This window comes from Bacillus sp. FSL P2-0099 (assembly GCF_038007445.1).
Taxonomy (GTDB): Bacteria; Bacillota; Bacilli; order Bacillales; family Bacillaceae_G; genus Bacillus_A; species Bacillus_A mycoides.
Genome location: NZ_JBBOXE010000001.1, coordinates 3,814,177 through 3,836,379, shown reverse-complemented (window position 1 = coordinate 3,836,379; position 22,203 = coordinate 3,814,177). Strand labels below are relative to the sequence as shown.

At 37.3% G+C, this 22,203-nt stretch carries 20 protein-coding genes; 19 read left to right on the top strand and 1 reads right to left on the bottom strand.

The genetic code is table 11. The features are described from left to right. Nucleotides 1-2: 2 nt before the first annotated feature. The 9 genes from fmt to spoVM all read left to right on the top strand — a co-directional run bounded on the left by fmt (nucleotide 3) and on the right by spoVM (nucleotide 8,837). Entirely contained in the window at nucleotides 3-947 is a 945-nt protein-coding gene (fmt, locus tag MKY90_RS19670; RefSeq protein WP_151305211.1) for a methionyl-tRNA formyltransferase, read from the top strand. Next, complete coding sequence (gene rsmB, locus MKY90_RS19665) at nucleotides 944-2,278, top strand: 16S rRNA (cytosine(967)-C(5))-methyltransferase RsmB (protein WP_002128834.1); 1,335 nt, start codon at nucleotides 944-946, stop codon at nucleotides 2,276-2,278. The genes fmt and rsmB overlap by 4 nt, the downstream gene beginning before the upstream one ends. Before the next feature lie 4 nt (nucleotides 2,279-2,282). Next, the gene (rlmN, locus tag MKY90_RS19660; protein ID WP_002014500.1) at nucleotides 2,283-3,371 is read left to right on the top strand and encodes a 23S rRNA (adenine(2503)-C(2))-methyltransferase RlmN; all 1,089 of its coding nucleotides are present in this window, start codon (nucleotides 2,283-2,285) and stop codon (nucleotides 3,369-3,371) included. A 4-nt stretch (nucleotides 3,372-3,375) separates the two neighbouring features. Continuing rightward, nucleotides 3,376-4,128 carry a Stp1/IreP family PP2C-type Ser/Thr phosphatase gene (locus tag MKY90_RS19655; protein ID WP_002066780.1) on the top strand — a complete coding sequence of 251 codons (753 nt, stop codon included), beginning with the start codon at nucleotides 3,376-3,378 and terminating at the stop codon, nucleotides 4,126-4,128. A gap of 8 nt (nucleotides 4,129-4,136) precedes the next feature. After that, nucleotides 4,137-6,110 carry a Stk1 family PASTA domain-containing Ser/Thr kinase gene (pknB, locus tag MKY90_RS19650; protein WP_078184343.1) on the top strand — a complete coding sequence of 658 codons (1,974 nt, stop codon included), beginning with the start codon at nucleotides 4,137-4,139 and terminating at the stop codon, nucleotides 6,108-6,110. Nucleotides 6,111-6,380: 270 nt separating this feature from the next. Then, a complete protein-coding gene (gene rsgA, locus MKY90_RS19645; protein WP_002014503.1) occupies nucleotides 6,381-7,262 on the top strand; it encodes a ribosome small subunit-dependent GTPase A in 882 nt (293 codons plus the stop codon). A gap of 2 nt (nucleotides 7,263-7,264) precedes the next feature. Continuing rightward, a complete protein-coding gene (gene rpe, locus MKY90_RS19640) occupies nucleotides 7,265-7,909 on the top strand; it encodes a ribulose-phosphate 3-epimerase (protein WP_002014505.1) in 645 nt (214 codons plus the stop codon). A 100-nt stretch (nucleotides 7,910-8,009) separates the two neighbouring features. Next, a complete protein-coding gene (locus MKY90_RS19635) occupies nucleotides 8,010-8,690 on the top strand; it encodes a thiamine diphosphokinase (RefSeq protein ID WP_002014506.1) in 681 nt (226 codons plus the stop codon). Nucleotides 8,691-8,756: 66 nt separating this feature from the next. Next, nucleotides 8,757-8,837, top strand: coding sequence for a stage V sporulation protein SpoVM (spoVM, locus tag MKY90_RS19630; RefSeq protein WP_001213599.1), 81 nt, complete (start codon nucleotides 8,757-8,759; stop codon nucleotides 8,835-8,837). A gap of 73 nt (nucleotides 8,838-8,910) precedes the next feature. On the opposite strand, the gene rpmB is transcribed toward spoVM, so the two are convergent. Next, on the bottom strand, nucleotides 8,911-9,099 hold the full coding sequence (gene rpmB / locus MKY90_RS19625) for a 50S ribosomal protein L28 (protein WP_000124776.1): 189 nt from the start codon (nucleotides 9,097-9,099) through the stop codon (nucleotides 8,911-8,913). 378 nt (nucleotides 9,100-9,477) lie between these two features. On the opposite strand from rpmB, the gene MKY90_RS19620 reads away from it, so the two are divergent. The 10 genes from MKY90_RS19620 (at nucleotide 9,478) to smc (ending at nucleotide 22,200) form a co-directional block, all read left to right on the top strand. Then, complete coding sequence (locus MKY90_RS19620) at nucleotides 9,478-9,840, top strand: Asp23/Gls24 family envelope stress response protein (protein ID WP_002014507.1); 363 nt, start codon at nucleotides 9,478-9,480, stop codon at nucleotides 9,838-9,840. A gap of 22 nt (nucleotides 9,841-9,862) precedes the next feature. Further along, on the top strand, nucleotides 9,863-11,539 hold the full coding sequence (locus MKY90_RS19615) for a DAK2 domain-containing protein (RefSeq protein ID WP_002014508.1): 1,677 nt from the start codon (nucleotides 9,863-9,865) through the stop codon (nucleotides 11,537-11,539). Nucleotides 11,540-11,964: 425 nt separating this feature from the next. Beyond that, nucleotides 11,965-14,013: an ATP-dependent DNA helicase RecG gene (recG, locus tag MKY90_RS19610; protein ID WP_063219174.1), complete on the top strand. Its 2,049-nt coding sequence runs from the start codon at nucleotides 11,965-11,967 to the stop codon at nucleotides 14,011-14,013. Nucleotides 14,014-14,101: 88 nt separating this feature from the next. Further along, a complete protein-coding gene (fapR, locus tag MKY90_RS19605; RefSeq protein ID WP_000747354.1) occupies nucleotides 14,102-14,695 on the top strand; it encodes a transcription factor FapR in 594 nt (197 codons plus the stop codon). Continuing rightward, nucleotides 14,692-15,684, top strand: coding sequence for a phosphate acyltransferase PlsX (gene plsX, locus MKY90_RS19600; RefSeq protein ID WP_002128828.1), 993 nt, complete (start codon nucleotides 14,692-14,694; stop codon nucleotides 15,682-15,684). Before fapR ends, plsX begins: the two co-directional genes overlap by 4 nt. A 14-nt stretch (nucleotides 15,685-15,698) precedes the next feature. Then, nucleotides 15,699-16,643: an ACP S-malonyltransferase gene (gene fabD, locus MKY90_RS19595; protein WP_215599386.1), complete on the top strand. Its 945-nt coding sequence runs from the start codon at nucleotides 15,699-15,701 to the stop codon at nucleotides 16,641-16,643. Next, nucleotides 16,643-17,383 (top strand): 3-oxoacyl-[acyl-carrier-protein] reductase, encoded by a 741-nt coding sequence (gene fabG, locus MKY90_RS19590; RefSeq protein ID WP_002014514.1) that lies wholly within the window; start codon nucleotides 16,643-16,645, stop codon nucleotides 17,381-17,383. Before fabD ends, fabG begins: the two co-directional genes overlap by 1 nt. A gap of 69 nt (nucleotides 17,384-17,452) precedes the next feature. After that, the gene (acpP, locus tag MKY90_RS19585; protein WP_002014515.1) at nucleotides 17,453-17,686 is read left to right on the top strand and encodes an acyl carrier protein; all 234 of its coding nucleotides are present in this window, start codon (nucleotides 17,453-17,455) and stop codon (nucleotides 17,684-17,686) included. Between the two features lie 58 nt (nucleotides 17,687-17,744). Further along, nucleotides 17,745-18,482 carry a ribonuclease III gene (gene rncS, locus MKY90_RS19580; RefSeq protein WP_002033792.1) on the top strand — a complete coding sequence of 246 codons (738 nt, stop codon included), beginning with the start codon at nucleotides 17,745-17,747 and terminating at the stop codon, nucleotides 18,480-18,482. A 148-nt stretch (nucleotides 18,483-18,630) separates the two neighbouring features. Further along, entirely contained in the window at nucleotides 18,631-22,200 is a 3,570-nt protein-coding gene (smc, locus tag MKY90_RS19575) for a chromosome segregation protein SMC (RefSeq protein ID WP_341092382.1), read from the top strand. Nucleotides 22,201-22,203: the final 3 nt, after the last annotated feature.

The following is a 22,203-nucleotide window of genomic DNA, read 5'->3' as shown; positions in this document are numbered from 1 at the left end:
GAATGATGAAAGTAGTATTTATGGGGACACCGGACTTTTCTGTGCCGGTGCTTCGTCGTCTTATCGAGGACGGATATGACGTAGTTGGTGTTGTAACGCAACCTGATCGTCCAGTTGGTAGAAAAAAGGTTTTAACACCTACTCCTGTTAAAGTAGAAGCGGAGAAACATGGTATTCCAGTAGTACAGCCGTTAAAAATTCGTGAAAAAGACGAATATGAAAAAGTATTAGCACTAGAGCCAGACTTAATTGTAACAGCAGCATTTGGACAAATCGTACCGAATGAAATTTTAGAAGCGCCAAAGTATGGATGTATTAATGTCCACGCATCATTACTTCCAGAACTTCGCGGTGGTGCACCAATTCATTATGCGATCATGGAAGGTAAAGAGAAAACTGGTATTACAATTATGTATATGGTAGAAAAATTAGATGCGGGCGATATATTAACGCAAGTAGAAGTAGAAATTGAAGAGCGTGAAACAACAGGTTCATTATTTGATAAGTTAAGCGAAGCAGGAGCACACCTTTTATCTAAAACGGTTCCTTTACTAATTCAGGGTAAACTAGAACCAATTAAACAAAGTGAAGCTGAAGTGACGTTTGCATATAATATAAAACGTGAGCAAGAGATAATTGATTGGACAAAAACAGGTGAAGAAGTATACAATCACATTCGCGGATTGAATCCATGGCCAGTTGCTTATACGACTTTGGCAGGACAAGTTATTAAAGTATGGTGGGGAGAGAAGGTCTCTATTACAGAGAAAGCTGAACCAGGTACAATAGTAGTTCTTGAAGAAGATGGATTTGTTGTTGCAACAGGGAACGAGACAGGCGTTAAAATCACTGAATTGCAACCATCTGGTAAAAAGCGTATGAGTTGTTCACAATTTTTACGTGGAACAAAACCTGAAATTGGTACGAAGTTAGGAGAAAATGCATGAGACAAAATGTTCGTGAGTTAGCTCTTGATGGCTTAATTCAAGTAGAAAAAAGTGGTGCATATAGCAACTTACTTTTAAATAATTTGATTGAAAAAAATACAATTGACAGAAAAGATATTGGTTTATTAACTGAAATGGTATATGGAACAATTCAACGTCGTGACACACTGGATTATTATTTACAACCATTTTTAAGAAAAAAGGTTGAAGCGTGGGTAAGAGTGTTGCTTCGCCTATCTCTATATCAAATGCTATATTTAGACCGAGTTCCAGAAAGAGCGGCTATTCATGAAGCAGTTGAGATTGCAAAGCGTCGTGGGCATAAAGGGATTTCAGGCATGGTGAACGGAGTATTGCGTTCAATTCAGCGAGAAGGTGTACCTTCGTTAGAAGAAATCGAAAATCCAGTAGAACGTCTTGCGATTGCAACGAGTCATCCAATGTGGCTTGTACAAGAATGGGCATCCGAATATGGTTTAGAGACAGCAGAGAAAATGTGTGAAGTAAATATGTTGCCACCTGTACCAACAGCACGTGTAAATGTTGATAAAGTAACGGTAGAAGAAGCGGTTGCGTTATTAGCTGATGAGGGTATAGAAGCAAAACGTGGCGAATTGTCAGAGGATGCAATTCAAATTGAAAGAGGTAATGTCGCACATACAGAAGCGTTCAAAAAAGGTTTCCTTTCTATTCAAGATGAAAGCTCAATGCTTGTAGCACGTGCTTTAGAACCGAATAAAGGAGATACAGTTCTAGATAGTTGTGCTGCTCCTGGCGGAAAAACAACTCATATTGCAGAGCGTTTGGACGGAACTGGTAAGGTAATGTCGCTTGATTTACACGCACATAAAGTACGTTTAATTGAACAACAGGCGAAGAGACTTGGTTTAGAAAATGTAGAAACGATGGCTTTAGATGCTAGAAAAGTTCAAGAGCATTTTGCAAATGAATCTTTTGACAAAATATTAGTAGATGCACCATGTTCTGGATTTGGTGTTATTAGACGTAAACCTGATATTAAGTTAGGTAAAGATAAGGGCGATAGTGAAAGGTTATCAACGATTCAACTTGCGATACTAGAAAAAATAGCACCATTGTTAAAACAAGGTGGTCGCCTTGTTTATAGTACGTGCACAATTGAAAAAATAGAAAATGAACAAGTAATAAAGCAATTTTTACAAGAGCATCCTGAATTTGAATGGGATACTACGATAAAAGATCGCATGCCAGAAAAGTTAAATCCGTATATTGATGAAGGTCAAGTACGAATTTTACCGCATTATTTTGCAACAGATGGCTTTTATATTGCTTGTTTAAGAAAGAAGGTGTAGCATCATGGAAACGACTGTAAAAAAACAAAAGAAAAATCTAGAAACAAAGAAACCATCAATTTATTCTTTACAACTTCATGAAATGCAAGATTGGTTAAAGGAACAAGGAGAACCTAAGTTCCGTGCAGGACAAATTTTTGATTGGCTATATAAAAAACGTGTAAAAAATTATGAGGATATGTCAAACCTTGCTAAAGGATTGCGCGATAAATTGTCGAATTCCTTTGATATTACTACTTTAAACACTTTAGTAAAACAAACGTCTTCGGATGGAACGATTAAATTCCTATTCCAGTTATACGATGGATACTCTATTGAAACTGTACTAATGCGACATGAATATGGAAATTCCATTTGTGTAACAACACAGGTGGGTTGCCGCATTGGCTGTACGTTCTGTGCTTCTACACTTGGTGGGTTAAAACGAAACTTAGAGGCTGGAGAAATTGTAGCGCAAGTAGTAGAAGTTCAGCGTGCGCTTGATGAAACAGAAGAACGTGTAAGTTCTCTTGTTGTTATGGGAATTGGAGAGCCATTTGATAATTATGATAACTTAATGTCATTCTTACGCATTGTAAATCATGAAAAAGGAATTCATATCGGTGCAAGACATATGACAGTTTCAACAAGTGGAATTGTTCCAAAAATTTATAAGTTCGCTGAAGAAGATATGCAAATTAATTTTGCGATTTCATTGCATGCTGCAAATACAGAGATACGTTCAAAATTAATGCCGATCAACCGTGCTTATAAGCTACCTGATTTAATGGAAGCTGTTAAATACTATGTAAATAGAACAGGGCGTCGTATTACATTTGAATATGGCTTATTTGGAGGAGAAAATGACCAAGTTGAGCACGCTGAAGAACTTGCTGCGCTCTTAAAAGGTGTAAAATGTCATGTAAACTTAATTCCGGTAAACTACGTGCCAGAACGTGATTATGTACGTACGCCACGAGAGCAAATTTTCTTATTTGAAAAGACGCTAAAAGATCGTGGAGTGAATGTAACCATTCGCCGTGAACAAGGTCATGATATTGATGCAGCCTGCGGTCAGTTGCGTGCAAAGGAGCGCAAAGAAGAGACGAGGTGACTAGATGAAAGCCGTGTTTCTATCGGATAAAGGAAAAGTTCGTCAACATAATGAAGATAGTGCAGGAGTTTTTCGCAATTTAGATGGAAATATTTTAGCGGTAGTAGCAGATGGAATGGGAGGTCATCGAGCTGGCGATGTAGCTAGCTCGATGGCTATTCAATTATTCCATGATTATTGGAAGCAAACGCATAATATGAATGAGCCTAAAAAGGTAGAAAAGTGGTTACATACTAACGTTGGAATTATTAATGAGCGCATATATGCTTACTCTCAGCAGCATGCAGAATGTAATGGCATGGGAACAACACTTATAATAGCCATTTGTACATCGAATTTTGTGACGATAGGTCATATAGGAGATAGTCGTTGTTATATGGTATCAGAGGGGAAAATGACGCTTGTAACGGAAGATCATTCGCTTGTAAATGAACTTGTAAGACATGGCGAAATTTCAAAGGAAGATGCAGAATATCACCCGAAAAAGAATGTTTTGTTAAGAGCATTAGGAAATGAAGAAACAGTTGGATTAGATGTTAAAACATTGGTACTTGAAGAAGATGATCAATTACTTCTTTGCTCGGATGGATTGTCTAACAAAGTTTCTATTGCTGATATGCAACAAATTTTACAATTGAATGAACAGCTCGAGGCGAAGGGAGAGCATCTCATTCAATTAGCAAATGATCGTGGTGGAGAAGATAATATTACCCTCGTTATTATTGATTATACGGATTCGACAAACGAAAGTAGGTGAAGTGCAACGTGCTGATTGGAAAACGCTTAAATGACCGTTATAAGCTGCTGAAAATGATTGGCGGTGGAGGAATGGCCAATGTATATTTAGCTCATGATGATATACTCGGCCGAGATGTAGCGGTAAAAATATTAAGACTCGACTATTCAAATAATGAAGAGTTTATTAAACGTTTCCATCGAGAAGCGCAATCTGTTACAACGTTGTCGCATCCAAATATTGTGAATATGTATGATGTTGGGGAAGAGGATGATATATATTATCTTGTAATGGAATATGTACCTGGACGAACATTGAAGCAATACATAATTGATCGAGGGATGTTACCGATAGGAGAGGCTCTTGATATAATGGAGCAGTTAACGTCCGCTATGGCACACGCCCATCATTTTGAGATTGTACATCGTGATATTAAACCGCACAATATTTTGATTCGAGATGACGGAGTGGTCAAAGTAACAGACTTTGGAATTGCGACAGCTACAAGTGCAGCAACGATTACACATACAAATTCGGTGCTCGGTTCGGTGCATTATTTATCACCAGAACAAGCGCGCGGCGGTATAGCGAATAAACAATCAGATATTTATTCACTTGGGATTGTTATGTTTGAATTGTTAACAGGAAGACAACCGTTTTCTGGTGAATCTGCTGTTGCAATTGCGTTAAAACATTTACAAAATGAAATGCCATCTCCAAAAAGATGGAATGAAAATATTCCACAAAGTGTTGAAAATATTATATTAAAGGCAACTGCGAAAGATCCGTTCCATCGATATCAATCTGCTAACGCGATGAAACGAGATATTGAAACAGCACTATACCCAGAACGAATAAATGAACAACCATTTTACATACCAGAAGATATGGAAGCAACGAAAGCGATTCCAATTATTCAACAAGAACAACTATTTCAAAATGTAAGTGATGAAACGATTGTATTAAAAGGAAGTAAAGTGGATGAACAAGTAAGAAAAGAAGAGACCAAATCAGGTAAGAAGAAAAAGCGAAATAATAAATGGCTGAAAGTTTTAATTACAACATTTTTACTTTTAGCGATAGGGATAACATTAGCACTTACTGTTATTCCAGGCTTCTTTATTCCGAAAGATGTGAAGGTTCCTGATGTGGCTGGTATGAAATATACGACAGCTGTAAATACGTTAGTTGAAAAAGGTTTTGAAGTTACTGAACCTAATCTTGTATATACAGATGATGTTGAAGCCGGAAACGTGATAAAAACAGATCCTATAGCAGGAAGAGTAGTGAAAGAAAACTCTAAAATTACTATCTATCAATCAGGTGGGAAAAAGAAAAGTAAGATGCGTGATTTGACAGGAAAAGATTTCGAGAGTATAAGAGCTGAGTTAGAAGAAGAATATAAACAAGTTACAATAAATTATATTGAAAATGATAAGCCGAAAGGTGAAATTGTAGAGCAAATACCAACGCCTGATCAAATGGTTATAGAGACAGAACAAGAGCTGAAAATTTGGGTAAGTAAAGGACCTTATCAAATAAGACCAGGTGATTTTTCAGGATGGACTGAAAATAGTGTAAAAGGTTATTTAAATGAAAGAAAGCTTGTTTCTGATATACAAAGAGAGTATTCAGATAAGGTTGATAAAGGTCTTGTTATTTCACAGTTACCAAAGCCTGGGACACCTTTAAAAGAAGGAGATAAAGTATCGATTGTTATCTCCGATGGTCCGAAGCCTAAAGTGACGAAAACGGTAAAAGTGGATAACATTTCTATCCCATATGAAGCTTCTGCAACAGGTGAGAAAAAGCCGCAAACAATAGAAATTTATAAAGAAGATATGCAGCAAAAAATGGATAAACCAGTTGAAACGAGAACAATTACTGAGTCAGCGATTATTTCTTTAGAATTTGTAATTCAAGAAGGTGCAAAGGGACACTATAAAATTGTCCGAGATGGAGTAACGATTATGGACAAGGAAGTACCATATCCAGCTCAATAATAGTGAATTCCATCGTCCTTATATAGAAGATGGAATTTATTACTCTTGCCTGTTATGCTGTCTACATCGTGGACTGTATAACAGGCAAAAATATATGATTCAAAAAGCTGTAAAAGTGATACTGTTGTAAATAATATTTCAAATTTGATGGTAGATTAAATATATGAACCTGGATATATATTTGGTGGGCTTTGAACTAATTGTTTAAAGAACGCTAGTCTATTCATATTTAATTGCAGTTTCATTTTATACAAAATAAAGGAGAATTATATGCCAGAAGGAAAAATTGTAAAAGCTCTAAGTGGGTTTTATTATGTGCAGAATGAGGAAGGGATTACACAATGTCGTGGGCGTGGTGTATTTAGAAAGAATAAAATTACGCCACTTGTAGGAGACCAAGTTGTTTTTCAAGCGGATAATCCGAATGAAGGTTATGTGTTAGAAGTATTTGATCGGAAAAATGAACTTGTTAGACCTCCTATTGCTAATGTTGATCAAGCTATTCTTGTTTTCTCTGCGGTAGAACCAGATTTTAATCCAGGACTGTTAGATCGATTTTTAGTATTAATTGAATATCATAACATTAAACCAATTATTTGTATTAGTAAGATGGATTTAGTAGATGAAAAAATGAGAGAAACTGTTGAATCTTATGCAAATGATTATCGTGAAATGGGTTATGATGTGTTGTTTACTTCTATAAATACATCGGAAAGTATTGATATTCTGAAACCATTCTTAGAAGGTTGTATTTCCGTCGTTGCAGGCCAATCTGGTGTTGGGAAATCTTCAATGCTAAACGTATTACGTCCAGATTTAGAATTGAAAACTAATGATATTTCTTCACATTTAGGACGTGGAAAGCATACGACAAGACACGTAGAATTAATTACAGTTGGAAGCGGACTTGTTGCGGATACACCTGGTTTTAGTTCGCTTGATTTCATAGATATAGAGGTAGAAGATCTTACATATTGTTTTCCAGAGTTGAAAGAAGCGAGCCAATACTGTAAATTTAGAGGGTGTACACACCTTGCTGAACCGAAATGTGCGGTGAAAGCTGCGGTTGAAGAAGGAAAGATTACCGAATATCGTTATAAGAATTACAAACAATTCGTAGAAGAAATTAGAGAGAGAAAGCCGAGGTATTAGTCATGATTAAAATTGCACCATCGATTTTATCAGCAGATTTTTCAAGATTAGGGGAAGAGATTAAAGATGTAGAAAAAGGCGGAGCTGACTACATTCACGTCGATGTAATGGATGGGCATTTCGTACCAAATATTACGATTGGACCATTAATTGTAGAAGCAATCCGTCCGATTACATCATTACCGTTAGATGTACATTTAATGATTGAAAATCCTGATAACTATATCCCAACTTTCGCAAAAGCGGGAGCGGATATTATTACTGTTCATGTAGAAGCGTGTCCTCATTTACATCGTACAATTCAGTTAATTAAATCTCATGACATTAAAGCAGGGGTTGTATTAAATCCGCATACTCCAGTTTCAACGATTGAGCATGTATTAGAAGATATAGACATGGTATTACTTATGACAGTAAATCCTGGATTTGGCGGGCAGAAGTTTATTCATTCTGTATTACCGAAAATCAAACAAGTTGCAGAAATGGTTAAAGAGCGAAATCTAGAAGTGGAAATTGAAGTTGATGGTGGTGTCAACGCTGAAACGGCAAGACTTTGTATTGAAGCAGGAGCGAATGTTCTTGTAGCGGGATCAGCAGTATACAATCAAAAAGACCGCGGTGAAGCAATTCGTGTAATTCGCGGATAAAGAATGAACGAACCTTTATCCTAGTGAAGCTTCTAGTTCATTAAGACTTCACTATTTATACATGTTAGAGTGGCAAATAAGGAGAAAGGCAATCTACCGAATGGCAGATTGCCTTTTTACAATAGAAGGGGAAGGAAAAATGATTATTCATATTTTAGCGGGAGGACCTGCAGAATACTGCGCAGATTTTTCGCGGTATGAAAATGAAGAAGTAGTTTGGGCGGCCGTTGATAGAGGAGTGTACCGTTTGTTGAAAAGAGGAATCACTCCGGCTGTTGCGTTTGGGGATTATGATTCAGTTACTGATGAGGAATTAGCATGGATGAGGCAACAAACAAATGAATTACATATCGTCCCGCGAGAAAAAGATCAAACAGATTTAGAAATTGCAATTAGCTGGGCTTTAGAACAGAAGCCAAAATTAATTCGTATTTTTGGTGCTACTGGTGGAAGACTTGATCATGGTTTAGCAAATATTCAGATGCTTTTAAAGGGATTAGAAGTAAATATAGAAATGTGTATTGTGGACAATAAAAATGAAATAATGGTGAAAAAGTTTGGTATGTATATAATTGAAGGAAACGAACATTTTCCATACGTATCATTTGTACCAGTTACTGAAAGGGTAGAAGGTATTACACTTCACGGTTTTAAGTATCCCCTTACTAATAAAACAATAGAGTGGGGATCGACACTTTGTATTAGTAATGAACTCGTTGAGGAAAAAGGTACTTTTTCATTCACTTCTGGCATATTAATGATGATAAGAAGCACTGATTGAAGAAACAATTTTGCTCCTTGCATCATATAGTGAACAAGTGGAGTAATGGGGATTAGGAGGGAAACCATGAGATTTTATACAATTAAGTTACCTAAATTTCTTGGTGGAATTGTTCGTGCGATGTTAAATACCTTCAAAAAAGACTAAAAAAAGCACCTATTACCGGTGCTTTTTCCAATGGTATAATAAAAAAAGAGCCTAGCGGCTCTTTTTTTTATTATTAAACACGTTCGATTTTGCCAGATTTTAATGCTCTAGCAGAAACGTAAACACGTTGAACTTTTCCGTCGATGCGTACGCGAACTTTTTGAAGGTTAGCGCCCCATTTACGTTTTGTAGCGTTCATTGCGTGAGAACGAGAGTTACCAGAACGAGCTTTTCTTCCAGTGATAGCACAAACACGAGCCATTTATATTTCCCTCCCTTAACTACCGTAACATACGTAATTTTTCAATATTAGTCTTTTATGCGATGCTAAAAACACTACTATAATTTAACACAACTAAAAAGAGAATGCAACACCGTAGGAAAAAGAAATCAAGAAAAAATACTTGACACTATATGTCAATGAAGAAAAGGTGAAATCAAGAAAAATTGCTTGACATATTATAGTGGTACATGTTGTATAATAACAATGGACTATTTTGCTCATCATAAAAAAATGTAATTTAAAACATAAAATATGAGAGTGAAAAAGAAAGAACGATGGAATTTTCTTTAAAAAGATTATATGATAGTAACTAAAGTAGTCTAGCTCACTTTCACCATTTATGAAGGGGGAAACGAGATGTCAATTGAAATTAAAACGAAGTACGGTCAAATTGATATTAGTACAGATGTAATTGCAACAATTGCTGGAGGTGCCGCAGTAGATTGCTACGGTATCGTAGGTATGGCATCAAAAAATCAGTTAAAAGATGGATTAACAGAAATTTTACGAAAAGAAAACTTCACTAGAGGCGTTATTGTTCGTAAAAATGAAGATGAAGTACATATTGATATGTATATTATTGTGAGCTATGGTACGAAAATTTCAGAAGTAGCACATAACGTGCAGACTAAAGTGAAATATACATTAGATCAAACTGTAGGACTAGCAGTAGATTCTGTAAACATCTACGTACAAGGAGTTAAAGTAATAAACTTGTAATGTGCATTAAGGAGGAAAATCTGTGTCAATTCAAAAAATTGATGGAAAACGTTTATCACAAATGATCATTCAAGGAGCCAATAATTTAACAAATAATGTTCAGCTTGTTGATGCATTAAACGTATTCCCAGTTCCAGATGGCGATACCGGTACAAACATGAACTTATCAATGACTTCAGGCGCACGTGAAGTGAAAGCAAATCCTTCGCAGCATGCTGGTAAAGTCGGTGTAAGTTTAGCCAAAGGATTATTAATGGGAGCTCGTGGTAACTCTGGGGTTATTTTATCTCAGTTATTCCGTGGTTTCTCTAAATCCATTGAACAAAAAGAAGAATTAACGACAGTTGATTTTGCTGCAGCTTTAGAAGCTGGAGTAGAGGCAGCTTACAAAGCGGTTATGAAACCAATTGAAGGAACGATTTTAACGGTTGCAAGAGAAACGGGTAAATATGCAGTGACAGTTGCGAAAAAACAGCGCGACTTTGTTTTGTTTATGGAAGACGTTGTAAAAGAAGCAAACGCATCGTTAAATCGTACGCCAGATTTATTACCTGTATTAAAACAAGTTGGCGTTGTAGATAGCGGTGGTAAAGGTCTTGTTGTTGTATATGAAGGATTTTTAGCTGACTTAAAAGGAGAAACGATTTCTTCTGATATGCCTGCCCAACCATCTATGAATGACATGGTACGTGCAGAACATCACCGTAGTGTACAAAGCCAATTGAGTACAGAAGATATTAAGTATGGATATTGTACGGAGTTCATGGTGAAATTAGAGCCTGGAAAAATGAAGGAACATAATTTCTCTGAACAAAAATTCCGTGAAGATATTAGTGTGTACGGAGATTCACTACTTGTTGTATCGGATGATGAGGTTGTAAAGGTTCATATTCATGCGGAACATCCTGGAGATCCTATGAACTATGGACAACGTTACGGTAGTCTAATTAAGATCAAAGTAGAAAATATGCGTGAACAGCATACTGCTTTATTAGATGAACCTAGCATGGTACCTGAACAAACGAATCAGCCAATAGAGAAACAACCGTATGGTATTGTAACTGTAGCTATGGGATCGGGTATTAAAACTCTATTTGAGAGCATTGGTGCAACGAAAGTTATCGAAGGTGGCCAAACGATGAATCCGAGTACGGAGGATATTGTGAAGGCGATTGAAGAGGCGAATGCTGAAAAAATCATCATCTTACCAAATAACGGGAATATCGTGATGGCAGCAGAACAAGCAGCGTCAGTTGTAGAACAAGAAGTTATTGTTATTCGTTCAAAAACAGTTCCTCAAGGTATGGCTGCAATGTTAGCATTTAATCCAGTTGGAACGCTAGAAGAGAATGAAGAAAACATGAAAGAAGCTTTAGCTCATGTGAAAACAGGTCAGATTACGTATGCTGTTCGTGATACGGAAATTGACGGTGTAGCGATTCAAAAAGATGATTTCATGTGTATTGCAGATGGGAAAATTGTATCTACAAATGCTGAGAAAGTAGGAGCTGCAAAGCAATTACTAGAAGCGCTAATTGATGAGGATTCTGAAATCGTAACGATTCTACAAGGTGAAGATGCAACAGATGAAGAAGTGGCTAAATTAGTTGCGTTTGTAGAAGAGAACTTTGAAGATGCAGAAGTAGAAGTACATGCAGGGAACCAACCGGTGTATTCTTTCATCTTCTCTGTAGAATAAGAAAAGATTCGATTTGAAAATAAATGGGTTACTTACTTGCTAATGGATAAGAAATAGTGATATGAAGTTTATTACTAGTTTTTATTCAAAAGGCTAGCATATTGACGATAGAAAAGAGCCTTGCTGCTAATAGTGAGGCTCTTTTCTTACGTATTGTACAACTTTGTTTTATCCCGCTATTTGTGGGCAGTAAAACTTCCACTCCCCTATATTCGGCTGGAGCAAAGAAGTTAAGTGGGAGATTAACTGCCCGTAAGCGCCCACTGATTATAGTTTCACTTTATATAGAGGGATTAGAGTAGTTTCTCTTAGAATGCCTATGATAGAATATATAAGGTGAAAGAGAGCGATTACAGATGTCAATGATAATAATGGATAATCAATAGAATGAATCAAAGAAAATAATGTGACGGAGCGTGAGAATCTTGAATGAAGTTGTACAAGTTCCTGTTACGGATGTAAAGGGAATCGGAGGAGAAACATCTGAGTTGTTACACGAGATGGGAATTTATACAGTTTCTCATCTATTAGAACATTTTCCGTACCGCTATGAAGACTATGCGATGAAAGATCTTGCTGAAGTAAAGCATGACGAGCGTGTAACGGTTGAGGGGAAAGTTCATAGTGCTCCTTTACTGCAATATTATGGAAAGAAGAAGTCACGTCTTACAGTTCGTGTTCTCGTCGGTCGTTATTTAATTACAGCTGTATGTTTTAATAGACCATACTATAAACAAAAGTTAAATTTAGATGAAACGGTAACGATTACTGGTAAATGGGATCAGCATCGCCAAACAATTGCTGTATCAGAACTGAATTTTGGACCAGTTGTACGACAACAAGAAGTAGAACCTGTATATTCAGTGAAAGGAAAACTGACAGTAAAACAGATGCGCCGGTTTGTTGCACAAGCATTTAAGGAGTATGGAGATTCTATAGTCGAAGTGTTACCAGATGGTTTGTTAAGTCGATATAAATTATTATCACGCTATGAAGCGCTCAGAGGGTTACATTTTCCAGTGGGACAGGAAGACTTAAAGCAAGCGCGTCGCCGTTTTGTATATGAGGAGTTTTTCTTGTTTCAGTTGAAAATGCAAACATTACGGAAAATGGAAAGGGAAAACTCGAAAGGGACGAAAAAGGAAATTTCATTAGTAGAATTGCAAGAGTTTACTGATGCGCTTCCGTTTCCATTAACTGGTGCACAACGCCGGGTTGTAGATGAAATAATGAAAGATATGATATCTCCGTACCGAATGAATCGATTATTGCAAGGGGATGTAGGTTCTGGGAAAACAGTTGTTGCTGCGATTGCTCTTTATGCGGCGAAATTGGCTCATTATCAAGGTGCTTTGATGGTTCCTACAGAAATTTTAGCCGAGCAACATTATCAGTCGCTCGCGGAGACGTTTTCACATTTCGGTATGAAGGTTGAATTGCTAACAAGTTCTGTTAAAGGTGCGAGACGTCGAGAAATTTTGTCGAGCTTAGAACAGGGAGAAGTAGACATCCTTGTTGGAACGCACGCTTTAATTCAAGACGAAGTTATATTTCATAGGTTAGGTCTCGTTATTACCGATGAACAGCATCGATTTGGTGTGGCGCAGCGCCGGGTTTTACGTGAGAAAGGTGAAAGCCCAGATGTATTGTTTATGACGGCGACCCCAATCCCGCGTACGTTAGCTATCACTGCATTTGGAGAGATGGACGTTTCTATTATCGACGAAATGCCAGCTGGTAGAAAGGTAATCGAAACGTACTGGGCAAAACATGATATGTTAGATCGTGTCCTTGGCTTTGTGGAGAAAGAGATAAAAAAAGGAAGACAGGCATATGTTATTTGCCCTCTTATTGAAGAGTCTGAGAAGCTTGATGTACAAAATGCTATCGACTTACATAGTATGCTGACTCATCATTATCAAGGGAAATGCCAAGTTGGATTAATGCATGGGAGACTATCATCTCAAGAAAAAGAAGAGATAATGGGACAGTTTAGTGAAAATAAAGTGCAAATTCTTGTGTCGACAACAGTTGTTGAAGTAGGCGTGAATGTACCAAATGCGACTGTTATGGTTATTTATGACGCGGAACGTTTCGGTTTATCACAGCTCCATCAGCTGAGGGGGCGTGTTGGGCGTGGTAGTGAACAATCATATTGTTTATTAATTGCGGACCCGAAATCAGAAACGGGAAAAGAAAGAATGCGCATTATGACTGAAACAAATGATGGATTTGTATTGTCAGAAAAAGATTTAGAGTTACGAGGTCCTGGGGATTTCTTTGGAAGTAAGCAAAGTGGTCTACCAGAATTTAAGGTTGCTGATATGGTACATGATTATCGGGCGTTAGAAACAGCAAGACAAGATGCAGCGATACTAGTTGATTCAGAAGCGTTTTGGCATAATGATCAGTATGCTTCGCTGCGTACTTATCTTGATGGGACAGGTGTGTTCCAGGGAGAGAAGCTCGATTAAAAGTAGTCTGCAAAAGTTTTTGTTGCATTCTACTTTTAATGATTATATACTACTTTTAGTACCTAGTCATAAAAATGGATGGTGCGGTATGAAAAAAAGAAGAAGTAAAAAAGAAAGACAAGAATTATTACAACAAACAATAGAAACGAATCCTTTTATAACGGATGAAGATTTAGCGGAAAAATTTCAAGTGAGCATACAAACTGTTCGTCTTGATCGTATGGAATTATCTATTCCTGAATTAAGAGAACGAATTAAGCATGTGGCTACAAAACAACATGAAGAAGACGTGAAATCTTTACCGTTAGAAGAGGTTGTCGGAGAAATTATTGATATAGAATTAGATAGACATGCGATTTCTATCTTTGAAGTAAAGGTAGAACATGTATTTAAAAGAAATCAAATTGCTCGTGGGCATCATTTGTTTGCACAAGCAAACTCACTAGCTGTTGCGGTTATTGATGAAGAATTAGCTTTAACTGCAAAGTCCACCATTCGATATATTCGTCCTGTAAAATTAGGAGAGCGTGTTGTTGCAAAAGTACGTGTTGAAGATGTGGAGAATGATAAAGGACGGACGGTTGTCAAAGTGCGTAGTTTTGTTGGAGAAGAACTTGTCTTTACAGGCACTTTTGAAATGTATCGATCTAGTAATTATAGTGAGGAAGGTAACAACTTATGAAAATCGCAATAGATGCAATGGGCGGCGATCATGCACCAAAGGCTGTAGTATTAGGAGCAATGAAAGCTATTAAGGAATACTCAGATTTACATATTACGTTAGTAGGGAAAGAAGAGGGAATTCGTCAATATTTAACGAGTGAAGAGCGAATTACTATACTTCATACGGACGAAAAAATTGAATCGACAGACGAACCAGTAAGAGCGGTTCGTCGGAAAAAACAAGCTTCAATGGTACTAGCGGCGCAGCAAGTAAAAGACGGCGTAGCGGATGCTTGTATATCAGCAGGTAGTACAGGAGCTTTGATGGCAGCTGGATTGTTTGTTGTTGGTCGTATGGAAGGAATTGAACGACCAGCTTTATCACCTACAATGCCAACTGTTGATGGAGAAGGCTTTGTTATGTTAGATGTTGGAGCCAACGTTGATGCAAAACCAATTCATTTATATCAATATGCAGTAATGGGCTCTGTTTACGCAGAGAAGGTAAGAGGAATTAAAAATCCACGCGTTGGACTTTTAAACGTTGGAACAGAGGATGGTAAAGGAAACGAGCTTTCAAAACAAGTCTTTGCTATGCTCAAGGATGCACCAATTAATTTCGTTGGAAACGTTGAATCAAGAGATTTATTGCAAGGTGTAGCAGACGTTGTTGTATGTGATGGTTTTACGGGTAATGTAGCGCTAAAATCATTAGAAGGAACAGCACTTGCGTTATTCTCTATGTTAAAAGAACAATTAATGAGTTCGTTTACGAGCAAATTAGCAGCAGCGGTATTAAAACCAAAACTTATGGTATTGAAAGATAAAATGGATTATTCGGAGTATGGTGGAGCGGCGTTGTTTGGATTGAAAGCTCCTGTCATTAAGGCTCATGGTTCTTCTAATGACCAATCGATATTTAGTGCGATTCGTCAAACGAGAGAAATGGTAGCGAAAGAAGTAATTCCTACAATTTCAAGTGTAATGGAGAAGGAGCCGCTTCAATAAGAGGAGGATTTGAAATGGGAAAAATAGCATTTCTTTTTCCGGGCCAAGGTTCACAGGCAGTTGGAATGGGTAGACAGTTAGCGGAGAATAATAAAGAGGTTGCGAAAGTGTTTGCAAAAGCGGATGAGGTTTTGCATGATTCTCTTGCAGAAGTGATTTTTGAAGGACCGCAAGAAAAGTTAACATTAACAACAAATGCGCAGCCGGCACTATTAACAACGAGCTTTGCAATTTTAACAGCTTTGAAGGAGTATGATATTACACCTGATTTTGTCGCAGGACATAGTTTAGGTGAATATAGCGCTCTTGTAGCTGCTGGTGCATTAACATTCGAAGACGCTGTATATGCTGTAAGGAAACGCGGGGAATATATGGAAGAAGCTGTTCCAGGCGGGGAAGGTGCAATGGCAGCTATTTTAGGTGCGGATCCGGATATGCTGAAACGAGTTACAGAAGAAGTAACAAGTGAAGGATATGCAGTACAAATTGCTAATATGAATAGTACGAAGCAAATTGTTATTTCTGGAACAAAGCAAGGAGTAGAGCTTGCTTCTCAAAGAGCGAAAGAAAATGGTGCTAAAAGAGCAATTCCGCTCAAAGTAAGTGGACCGTTTCATTCCTCGCTTATGAAACCAGCTGCTGAGAAATTCCAAAGTGTTTTAAATGAAATTACAATTCAAGACACGAATATTCCTGTTATTGCAAATGTTACGGCAGATGTTATTACGCGTGGTACAGATATTCAAGCAAAGCTAATTGAACAGCTCTATTCGCCTGTATTATGGTACCCATCTATTGAGTATATGGTGAATCAAGGGGTAGATACATTTATTGAAATCGGACCTGGAAAAGTACTTGCTGGTCTTATGAAGTCGATTGATTCTTCAGTGAAAGCATATGCGGTATATGATGAAGAGACATTAAAAGATACCATTTCAAATTTGAGAGGAGAAAGCTGATGTTAAAAGGGAAAGTAGCATTAGTAACTGGTGCTTCACGTGGGATTGGTCGTGCGATTGCTATTGATTTAGCGAAACAAGGGGCAAATGTTGTAGTAAATTATGCTGGTAATGAGCAAAAGGCGAATGAAGTAGTTGATGAAATAAAGAAATTAGGTTCAGATGCCATTGCAGTAAGAGCAGATGTTGCAAATGCTGATGATGTTACTGCAATGGTGAAACAAACTGTAGATACGTTTGGACAAGTTGATATTCTTGTAAATAACGCTGGTGTAACAAAAGATAATTTATTAATGCGTATGAAAGAAGAAGAATGGGATACAGTTATTAATACAAACTTAAAAGGTGTTTTCTTATGTACGAAAGCAGTATCGCGCTATATGATGCGTCAACGTCATGGACGTATTATTAATATCGCTTCTGTTGTTGGTGTAACAGGAAACCCAGGACAAGCAAATTATGTTGCTGCTAAAGCTGGTGTAATTGGATTAACAAAAACATCAGCAAAAGAATTAGCGAGCCGAAATATTACTGTAAATGCAATTGCTCCAGGGTTTATTGCAACTGATATGACGGATGTATTAGATGAAAATATAAAAGCCGAAATGTTAAAATTAATTCCTGCAGCTCAGTTTGGAGAAGCACAAGATATCGCAAATACTGTAACGTTTTTTGCTTCTGATCAAAGTAAATATGTTACAGGTCAAACGTTAAATGTTGATGGCGGTATGGTAATGTAATAAAAGAATCGATTTCACCTAGTTTTTTTGGACAATATTTTATATAATATTTGAGGGGAGGTGAATAGAATGGCAGATGTTTTAGAGCGTGTAACCAAAATTGTCGTTGATCGTTTAGGAGTAGAAGAAACTGAAGTAGTACCAGCTGCAAGCTTCAAAGAAGATTTAGGCGCAGACTCCCTAGATGTAGTAGAACTTGTAATGCAATTAGAAGATGAATTCGAAATGGAAATTTCTGATGAAGATGCTGAAAAGATTGCTACTGTTGGCGATGCTGTGACTTACATAGAGAGTCATCTATAATGCTTAAGTGAAGTCCCGTTTTTTAACGGGGCTTCTCGGCTTATATCTGGAGGGACCTATGCCGTACCGAAAACATAGAGAAAAAAAATACGAAGCAAAATATCGTGAAGCTTTTAAAGTATTTCAAGAAGAGATAGGTATTACGTTTACAGATGAAAAATTATTGATTCAAGCGTTTACGCATTCATCGTATGTGAATGAGCATCGAAAAAAACCGCATGAGGACAATGAGCGTCTTGAGTTTCTTGGCGATGCTGTATTGGAACTCACTGTATCACAGTATCTGTTTCAAAAATATCCGACAATGAGCGAAGGAGAGTTAACAAAACTACGTGCAGCTATTGTATGTGAGCCATCTCTTGTTCGTTTTGCAAACGAAATGTCATTTGGTAGCCTTGTTTTATTAGGGAAAGGTGAGGAAATGACGGGTGGACGTGAACGACCAGCTTTATTAGCGGATGTCTTTGAAGCGTTTATTGGTGCCCTTTATCTTGATCAAGGGCTAGAAACAGTTTGGGGTTACTTAAAAGAAGTTGTATATCCAAAAATTAATGAAGGTGCTTTTTCTCATGTGATGGATTATAAGAGTCAATTGCAAGAATTGATTCAGCGTGATGGTAGTGGCAATGTTGAGTATCAAATTTTGCAAGAAAAAGGACCGGCCCATAACCGAGAATTTGTGTCCCGTGTAACTTTAAATAATGAGGCATTAGGTCTTGGAAGTGGTAAGTCAAAAAAAGAGGCAGAGCAACAAGCTGCTGCAGAAGCATTGAAAAAATTAAAAGAACAATCATGAGGAATCCCCCTTTGAATGAGGGGGATTCCTTATGCATAGAATGAAACTTTCCTTTTATTTATAAATAAAAGGAGTGGGAAATCCGTATAGTAGTTTGTTTTCGTACAGACAACGTTTACAACAACGGAGAATAGGAGGAAGGCCTTTCGTGTTTTTAAAAAGATTAGAAATAGCAGGATTTAAGTCTTTTGCTGAGCGTGTATCTGTCGATTTTGTTCCAGGTGTAACTTCTGTAGTAGGACCTAACGGGAGCGGGAAAAGTAATATTACTGATGCAATTCGCTGGGTACTTGGTGAACAATCTGCAAAGTCATTACGCGGTGCAAAGATGGAGGATATTATTTTTGCCGGCAGTGATACGAGAAGAGCGGTTAATGTTGCTGAAGTTACATTAACTTTAAATAATGAAGACCAACGCTTACCGATTGAGTATAACGAGGTGTGTGTAACGCGTCGTGTATCTCGTTCGGGTGATAGTGATTTTTATATTAATAAACAATCTTGTAGATTAAAAGATATTATTGATTTATTTATGGACTCTGGTATGGGAAGGGAAGCTTTTTCGATTATTAGCCAGGGGAAAGTCGAAGAGATTTTGAGTAGTAAATCAGAAGAACGTCGTGGTGTATTTGAAGAAGCTGCGGGTGTGCTGAAATATAAACTTCGTAAAAAGAAAGCTGAAGGGAAATTGGCGGAAACACAAGAAAACTTAAATCGTGTACAAGATATTATTCACGAATTAAGTAGTCAAGTAGAACCACTAGAAAGACAAGCTTCTATTGCGAAAGATTATCTTGAGAAAAAAGAAGAATTAGAGAAAGTAGAAGCTGCGCTTATTGTACATGAAATTGAAGAATTACATGAAAAGTGGGAAGCGCTTCGAAATCAATTTGGGCATAATAAAGATGAAGAAGCTAAAATGTCGGCGAACTTACAAAAAAGTGAAGAAGAGCTTGAGGAATTACGCGGGCAATTACAAGCCGTTGATGAATCTGTAAATTCCTTACAAGAAGTTCTACTTCTGTCTAGTAAAGAACTAGAAAAACTAGAAGGGCAACGCGAGCTGTTAAAGGAAAGAAAGCAAAATGCAACGACACATTGTGCGCAGCTTGAAAAGCTAATTGTTGAGTTAACAGAGAAAACTACAAGTTATGATGGCGAAATTGAAACAAGTACAGAAGCTTTAATGCAATTTGTGAATCAAGTAAAAGAATTGGAGAAGAAATTGCATGATAACGAGCAATTACTTGCGACTTTTGCTGAGAATTTAGAGGAACAAATTGAGAATTTAAAAGGTGACTATATTGAACTTTTAAATCAACAAGCAAGTCTTCGTAATGAATTATCTATGATTGAAGAACAATCAAAACAGCAAAACTCTAAAAACGAACGACTTGATGAAGAAAATGAAAAGTATGTACAGATGCGTGTGGAAATTACAGCGAAAAAGGCGAAACTTGTAGACAGTTATGAGCAAGCGAGAGAGAAAATAGCTGGCATTATTTCTAACATACAGAAGACAGAAACGGCACTTGGGAAATGTAAGTCACAGTATAGTGAAAATGAAACGAAACTGTATCAAGCGTATCAATTTGTGCAACAGGCGCGCTCTCGTAAAGAAATGTTAGAAGAGATGCAAGAGGACTACTCTGGCTTCTATCAAGGGGTACGTGAAGTATTAAAGGCTAGAGAAAATAGACTACAAGGTATTGAGGGAGCTGTTGCAGAACTTCTGACTGTGCCGAAAGAATATGAAATCGCAATGGAAATCGCCCTTGGGGCAGCGATGCAACATATCGTAGTACAAACAGAAGAGCATGCTCGTAATGCAATTGCATTTTTAAAGCAAAATAAACATGGCCGTGCAACGTTTTTACCTCAAGCTGTTATTAAAAGCCGATTGCTATCATTTGATCAATTACGCATTGTGAATCAGCATCCATCGTTTGTCGGTGTAGCGGCAGAACTTGTGCAGTACAATAATAAATATGAGAATGTAGTTTCAAGTTTATTAGGTACAGTTGTTGTTGCGAAAGATTTACGCGGAGCAAATGAGTTAGCGAAACAACTGCAATACCGCTATCGTATTGTAACACTCGAAGGTGACGTAGTGAACCCGGGTGGTTCTATGACGGGTGGAGCTGTAAAACAGGCGAAATCCTCTTTATTGGGACGTCAACGTGAACTTGAAGAGTGGACTAAAAAACTAACTGACATGGAAGAAAAAACAACGAAGCTAGAAAACTTTGTTAAAGCAGTAAAGCAAGAGATTCAAGAAAAAGAAGTACAAATACGAGAGCTACGCCAAGGTGTAGAGACCGAACGTGTAGATGAACAGAAGCTAAGAGAAGAAATTAATCGTTTAGAATTAGATGAACATCGTATTAATGATCGTTTATCGATTTACGATTTAGAGATTGAAGGATTTTTACAAGATCAAGTAAAAATGCAAGGGCGCAAAGAAGAGTTAGAAAAGATTTTAGCGACCCTTCAAGCTGAGATTGGGGAATTAGATAGCAAAATCGTCGTTTTAACGAAACAAAAAAGTGAACAATATTCTTCAAAAGAAAAAGTTCAGAAGGAAATGACGGAGCTAAAAGTACAAGCTGCTGAACAACAACAACGTTTGTCTAATCAAAAAGAAAAAGTCGAACGATTGACGAAGGAAAAAGAAGAGACTGATGCGACGCTTGTAAAAACGAAAGAAGATTTAGCGTTCTTAAAGCAAGAGATGACATCTAATTCAAGTGGCGAAGAACAAATTACGAATATGATTGAGAAGAAAGCGTATAATCGTAATCAAACTTCGGAGTTAATTCGTTCTCGTCGTGAACAACGCGTATCATTGCAAGAAAGAGTCGAGCATTTAGAGCGCGGTGTGAAAGAAACAATAGGTAAACATAAATATATTCTTGAGATGCTGAAAGATCAAGAAGTGAAAATTAACCGACTTGATGTAGAGCTGGAAAATAGATTGCAACATTTACGTGAAACATATACTATTTCATTTGAAGCAGCAAAACTTAAGTATACAATGATGATGCCTGCAGAAGATGCACGTAAAAAGGTGAAACTAATTAAACTATCCATTGAAGAGTTAGGCGCAGTAAATTTAGGGGCAATTGATGAGTATGAACGTGTAGCAGAGCGCCATACATTCTTATTAGAGCAAAGAGATGACCTAGAAGAAGCGAAATCGACATTGCATCAACTTATTATGGAAATGGATGAAGAGATGAAAAAACGCTTTTCTACTACATTCGAAGGGATTCGAACAGAGTTTCAATCTGTATTCTCTGAATTATTCGGAGGTGGAAGAGCGGATTTAGTAATGACAAACCCAGAAGATTTACTAAATACGGGTATTGATATTGTAGCGCAACCACCAGGGAAGAAACTACAAAATTTAGGTTTACTTTCAGGGGGAGAGCGTGCTTTAACGGCAATTGCGCTCTTATTTGGTATTTTAAAAGTACGCCCAGTTCCATTCTGTGTTCTAGATGAAGTGGAAGCAGCTCTTGATGAGGCAAACGTTGCTCGTTTTGCGCAGTATTTAAAGAAATTTAGTGATGAAACGCAGTTTATTGTAATTACACACCGAAAAGGTACAATGGAAGAGTCTGATGTATTGTACGGTGTAACAATGCAAGAATCAGGGGTGTCGAAGCTTGTTTCTGTTCGTTTAGATGATGGCGAAGAACTTGTTGCAAGTAGATAGGAA

Excerpts from the sequence above, each read along its gene's own strand:
- fmt (WP_151305211.1), top strand. The coding sequence starts at position 3 with ATGATGAAAGTAGTATTTATGGGGACACCGGACTTTTCTGTGCCGGTG.
- rsmB (WP_002128834.1), top strand. The coding sequence starts at position 944 with ATGAGACAAAATGTTCGTGAGTTAGCTCTTGATGGCTTAATTCAAGTA.
- rlmN (WP_002014500.1), top strand. The coding sequence starts at position 2,283 with ATGGAAACGACTGTAAAAAAACAAAAGAAAAATCTAGAAACAAAGAAA.
- MKY90_RS19655 (WP_002066780.1), top strand. The coding sequence starts at position 3,376 with ATGAAAGCCGTGTTTCTATCGGATAAAGGAAAAGTTCGTCAACATAAT.
- rsgA (WP_002014503.1), top strand. The coding sequence starts at position 6,381 with ATGCCAGAAGGAAAAATTGTAAAAGCTCTAAGTGGGTTTTATTATGTG.
- rpe (WP_002014505.1), top strand. The coding sequence starts at position 7,265 with ATGATTAAAATTGCACCATCGATTTTATCAGCAGATTTTTCAAGATTA.
- MKY90_RS19635 (WP_002014506.1), top strand. The coding sequence starts at position 8,010 with ATGGCAGATTGCCTTTTTACAATAGAAGGGGAAGGAAAAATGATTATT.
- spoVM (WP_001213599.1), top strand. The coding sequence starts at position 8,757 with ATGAGATTTTATACAATTAAGTTACCTAAATTTCTTGGTGGAATTGTT.
- rpmB (WP_000124776.1), bottom strand. The coding sequence starts at position 9,099 with ATGGCTCGTGTTTGTGCTATCACTGGAAGAAAAGCTCGTTCTGGTAAC.
- MKY90_RS19620 (WP_002014507.1), top strand. The coding sequence starts at position 9,478 with ATGTCAATTGAAATTAAAACGAAGTACGGTCAAATTGATATTAGTACA.
- fapR (WP_000747354.1), top strand. The coding sequence starts at position 14,102 with ATGAAAAAAAGAAGAAGTAAAAAAGAAAGACAAGAATTATTACAACAA.
- plsX (WP_002128828.1), top strand. The coding sequence starts at position 14,692 with ATGAAAATCGCAATAGATGCAATGGGCGGCGATCATGCACCAAAGGCT.
- fabD (WP_215599386.1), top strand. The coding sequence starts at position 15,699 with ATGGGAAAAATAGCATTTCTTTTTCCGGGCCAAGGTTCACAGGCAGTT.
- fabG (WP_002014514.1), top strand. The coding sequence starts at position 16,643 with ATGTTAAAAGGGAAAGTAGCATTAGTAACTGGTGCTTCACGTGGGATT.
- acpP (WP_002014515.1), top strand. The coding sequence starts at position 17,453 with ATGGCAGATGTTTTAGAGCGTGTAACCAAAATTGTCGTTGATCGTTTA.
- rncS (WP_002033792.1), top strand. The coding sequence starts at position 17,745 with ATGCCGTACCGAAAACATAGAGAAAAAAAATACGAAGCAAAATATCGT.